General features: G+C 56.0%; 5 protein-coding genes. 2 read left to right on the forward strand and 3 right to left on the reverse strand.

Annotation, left to right across the window (positions count from 1 at the left end; translation table 11 throughout):
* The coding region (locus tag ACOYIE_RS09650; protein WP_433412692.1) for a stalk domain-containing protein at positions 1-732 on the forward strand (732 nt) is incomplete at its 5' end.
* 176 nt (positions 733-908) lie between these two features.
* Here the strand turns inward: ACOYIE_RS09650 and gltA are convergent.
* From gltA to ACOYIE_RS09665, 3 genes are all read right to left on the reverse strand, one after another.
* On the reverse strand, positions 909-2,303 hold the full coding sequence (gene gltA, locus ACOYIE_RS09655; RefSeq protein ID WP_433412694.1) for an NADPH-dependent glutamate synthase: 1,395 nt from the start codon (positions 2,301-2,303) through the stop codon (positions 909-911).
* Position 2,304: 1 nt separating this feature from the next.
* Positions 2,305-3,156 carry a sulfide/dihydroorotate dehydrogenase-like FAD/NAD-binding protein gene (locus ACOYIE_RS09660; protein ID WP_433412696.1) on the reverse strand — a complete coding sequence of 284 codons (852 nt, stop codon included), beginning with the start codon at positions 3,154-3,156 and terminating at the stop codon, positions 2,305-2,307.
* A 111-nt stretch (positions 3,157-3,267) separates the two neighbouring features.
* Entirely contained in the window at positions 3,268-3,534 is a 267-nt protein-coding gene (locus tag ACOYIE_RS09665; RefSeq protein WP_433412698.1) for an SH3 domain-containing protein, read from the reverse strand.
* Positions 3,535-3,750: 216 nt separating this feature from the next.
* Here ACOYIE_RS09665 and ACOYIE_RS09670 point away from each other — a divergent pair.
* A partial coding sequence (locus ACOYIE_RS09670) for a transporter substrate-binding domain-containing protein (protein ID WP_433412700.1) occupies positions 3,751-4,356 on the forward strand: 606 nt, incomplete at its 3' end.

Consider the following 4,356-nt stretch of genomic DNA (forward strand, 5'->3'; position numbering starts at 1 on the left):
AAGGGCAACAAGGTTTATATTTATCGAGATGCGTGCGTGGATGCTTCTTATCCGGCGCAGTCCGGCGTGCGCGCGGTTGTGACCAATCTGGACGAAATGCATGCACCTGCGCACTTGTTGACGGTCGAAGCCGTGGAGAACCGGACGGACGGCGGACTTACCATTTTGTGTGAAGAAGGCGGGCTGCGGCTGACGGTGCCTGCAAAGGCGTCGGTCAGTCCGCTGACAACGAAAAATATTGTGACGCTGGCTGACCTCCATATCGGCACGCAGTTTTTCGCGTGGTATGATGTGGTGGCGGAAAGCTACCCTGCGCAGGCAGGCACAGAGCGGGTGGTACTGCTGCCGCCGGAAGACTGCACCGTTGGCTTGGTGGTAGAGGATGATATGGCCATTTGGGGCGGCGGCCGGATTGAAAACGGTGCGGCTGTGGTGCCGGTCCGTGCGGTTGCCGAGGCGCTGGGTTATACCGTATATTGGAACGGCAGTCTGCAGCGCGTTACGCTGAAGAAGGAAGGCCGGACGGCGGCGCTCATCCAGCTTGGGCAGGACCGATATGCCCTTGGAGACGGCGGCAGCGGCATTTCGCTTGGTGCAGCGGCATATGAGGTGGACGGTACGACCTGGGTATCTGCCGAACTGTTCTCCAGGCTGCACCATTCGGTTGAGCTGCGCGGCGATACATTGCATATTGACGCGGCGCTGTGCGGCTATCCGCCGGCGGCGGAGTGACACAGATCCGAAGGGCCAATGCCATGCAGTTAAGCAGGCTCCCATGTTGGGGCAGATTTATACCGCCGGTCCCTTAACGTCGGGGCAGATGACATAGATATGGCAACCGCAGTAAAAAAGCACCCGCCCTGTTTCAAACGGGGCGGGTACTTTTTCGGATGCGAGAAAAATTTTGCTTATTTGTTTTTGTTTCTGATGTATTCGTCCATCGCAGCGGCGGCGCGCTTGCCTGCGCCCATGGCGAGGATAACGGTTGCTGCGCCGGTTACGGCGTCGCCGCCGGCAAACACACCGTCCTTGGAGGTGATACCGTGCGCGTCGTCCGCTATGATGCAGCCCTTGCGGTTGGTGTCCAAACCGGGGGTGGTTGTGCGGATGAGCGGATTGGGGCTGGTGCCGATCGCGGCAATGACGCAGTCAAGGTCGAGCACAAACTCCGAACCTTCAACCGGAACCGGACGGCGGCGGCCGGATTCATCCGGCTCTCCCAGCTCCATCTGCTGACATTTCATGCCGGTAACGTTGTAATTTTCATCAGCCAGCACTTCAAGCGGTGCAGTCAGGAATTTAAACACAATGCCTTCTTCCTTGGCATGATGGATTTCCTCCAAACGGGCAGGCAGTTCCTTTTCGGAGCGGCGGTAAACGATATAAACGTCTTCCGCGCCCATGCGCTTGGCACAGCGCGCCGCATCCATCGCCACGTTGCCGCCGCCGACGACAGCAACCTTGTGCGCATGGAAAATCGGTGTGTCCGAACCGTCCTGATAGGCCTTCATCAAATTGATGCGGGTCAGATATTCGTTGGCCGAATAGACACCGTTGGCGTTTTCGCCGGGCACGCCGATGAACGACGGCAGGCCGGCGCCCGAACCGACAAAAATGGCCTCATACCCATCGGCGAACAGCTCGTCAATGGTTTCGGAGCGGCCTACGACAAAGTTCAGCACAAACTCTACGCCAAGATCCTTCAGCGTATCAATTTCTTTCTGCACGATCGCCTTGGGCAGACGGAATTCCGGAATACCATACATCAATACGCCGCCTGCGGTGTGCAGCGCCTCAAATACGGTGACGTCATATCCCATGCGGGCCAGATCGCCGGCACAGGTCAGGCCGGCAGGGCCGGCGCCGACGATAGCGCACTTGTGTCCGTTGGAAACGGGCTTTTCTGCCTTTTCTTCTCCGTGCTCACGCGCATAGTCTGCAACAAAGCGCTCCAGACGGCCGATGGCAACCGGCTCGCCCTTGATACCGCGCACACACTTCTGCTCGCACTGGGTTTCCTGCGGGCAGACGCGGCCGCATACGGCAGGCAGGGCAGAGGTCTCTTTGATTTTTGCGGCGGCTTCGAGGAATTTGCCCTCTGCCACCAGTGCGATGAACTCCGGAATTTTAACCTGTACAGGGCAGCCGGAGATGCAGGGCTTCTTGGGGCAGTTGAGGCAGCGCTGCGCTTCCTCAATTGCCATCTCAGGCGTGTAACCGAGCGTTACCTCGTCAAAATTCTTATTGCGGATGTTCGGCTCCTGCTCGGGCATGGGCATTTTTTTCGGATTCATATTCGGCATTTTATTCGACCTCCTTCTTGAACAGGTTGCAGTGCTCCTCGCGATGCGCTACCGCAGCCTTTTCCTGCGCCTTATACATTGCGCTGCGGCGCATCGAGCTGTCAAAGTCAACCAGGTGGCCGTCAAAGTCGGGGCCGTCTACACAGGCAAACTTGGTTTCTCCGCCAACGGTCAGACGGCAGCCGCCGCACATGCCGGTGCCGTCCACCATAATGGTGTTCATGGAAACGATGGTCTTGATGCCGTAGGGACGGGTCACTTCGGCAACAAACTTCATCATAATCATCGGGCCGATCGCGATAACCGCGTCATACTGGTTGCCGGCCTCAATCAGTTCCTTCAGCACTTCGGTAACCAGCGCCTTGCGGCCGTTGGAGCCATCATCGGTGACGATATGGAGGTTTGTGGAAGCCGCCTTCATCTCATCCTCCAGGATGATAATGTCCTTGTTGCGGAAACCGGCGATGAGGTCTACCTCGGCGCCGAGCTCATGCAGCTTTTTGGCCTGCGGGTAAGCGATGGCGCAGCCAAGGCCGCCGCCGACAACCGCAACTTTTTTCAGACCTTCCAGCTCGGAAGCACGGCCCAGCGGGCCGACAAAATCATGCAGGCAATCTCCCTCGTTGAGCTCGCCAAGCGCCATAGTGGTTGCGCCAACTTCCTGAAAGATGATCGTGATCGTTCCCTTTTCACGATCGTAAGCAGCGATTGTGAGCGGAATACGTTCGCCATCCTCCGAAACGCGCAGGATGATGAACTGGCCTGGCTCTGCCTTGCGGGCGACATGCGGTGCGTCAATCACCATCAGCTTGGTGTTGACGTTAAGTGTCCTTTTTTCTAAGATCTGATACACTCTTAAATACCTCCTTGCAGTTGTCGCATTTGAGCGAATCTATTACACAAGCGAATTTATTATACAATTTCCAAAGGACAAAAGCAAGGGTCAAAAGGGACAGCCTCCGGCTCATTTGCGGCTTTTTTCGCGGGCCGGCAAGGCGCTCAGCACAACTTCGTCCCCTGATACATAGCCGCAGGTACGGCCGTGCTGTACAGAGAACCAGTTTCCGCAGCGCTTGCGTATGGTAAGATGTGTTCCTTCCCGCACGGTGCTGCATACAGGGGCGGTATGAGATGGTGCAGATCGGATTTGCAATTTACCGGATTGTGTATCGACAATTGCGGTTTGTACAGAAAATCCTGAGGAAAACAGCGGAATATGATGGCAAAACATGACCTTCCCTCCAAACAGTTTTTTCGGTATCAGCCTATGCGGGAATAAGATGCGGCGTCACAAGCCGGTTAATATGCACGAAGTGACAAAAAAATGTATGTGCAGCGCAGGATATTTTGCTGATTTTATGGTTGCATTATTAAACACAGGGATGTATAATTAAACCAACCTGAAAGACCGGCCGACGCGACCGGAAAATGTTTGGAGGAAAGACAGATGAAAAAGCTTTCTATTGCAATGCTGAGCATGCTGCTGGCAGGCTCCATGCTGCTGACCGGCTGCGGCGGAAACAAGGATACCCAGGCCGATGCAGGCGCAGACACGGATGCCGGTGCGTCTGATGAAACCGATGCAGGCGCAGATACCGCTGAGGGCGGCACCCTTGTTATGTCCACCAATGCAACGTTCCCGCCGTACGAATATTACGAAGGCGACCAGATTGTTGGCATCGACCCGGAAATTGCGCAGGCGATTGCAGACAAGCTGGGCATGGAACTGCAGATTAACGATATGGACTTTGACCCGGCAATCGCTGCGGCACAGACCGGCCAGGCAGATATTGTTATGGAAGGTCTGAGCGTAACCGACGAGCGTAAGGAGAAGGTAAACTTCACCGATTCCTATGCAACCGGCGTACAGGTCGTCATTGTGCCGGAGGATTCCGAGATTAAGACTCTTGAGGATATGACCGGCAAGCTGATCGGCGTGCAGCAGGGCACGACCGGCGACATCTACTGCTCGGATACGCCTGAAAACGGCGGCTTCGGCGAAGAGAACGTGCAGAAGTTTACCAGCGGCCCGGTTGCGGTTGAAGCGCTGAAG

Origin of the sequence: Agathobaculum sp., assembly GCF_050946325.1 — a bacterium.
Classification (GTDB): Bacteria; Bacillota; Clostridia; order Oscillospirales; family Butyricicoccaceae; genus Agathobaculum.

Coding starts and splice junctions, on each gene's coding strand:
- gltA (WP_433412694.1), bottom strand. CDS start 2,303: ATGCCGAATATGAATCCGAAAAAAATGCCCATGCCCGAGCAGGAGCCG.
- ACOYIE_RS09665 (WP_433412698.1), bottom strand. CDS start 3,534: ATGTTTTGCCATCATATTCCGCTGTTTTCCTCAGGATTTTCTGTACAA.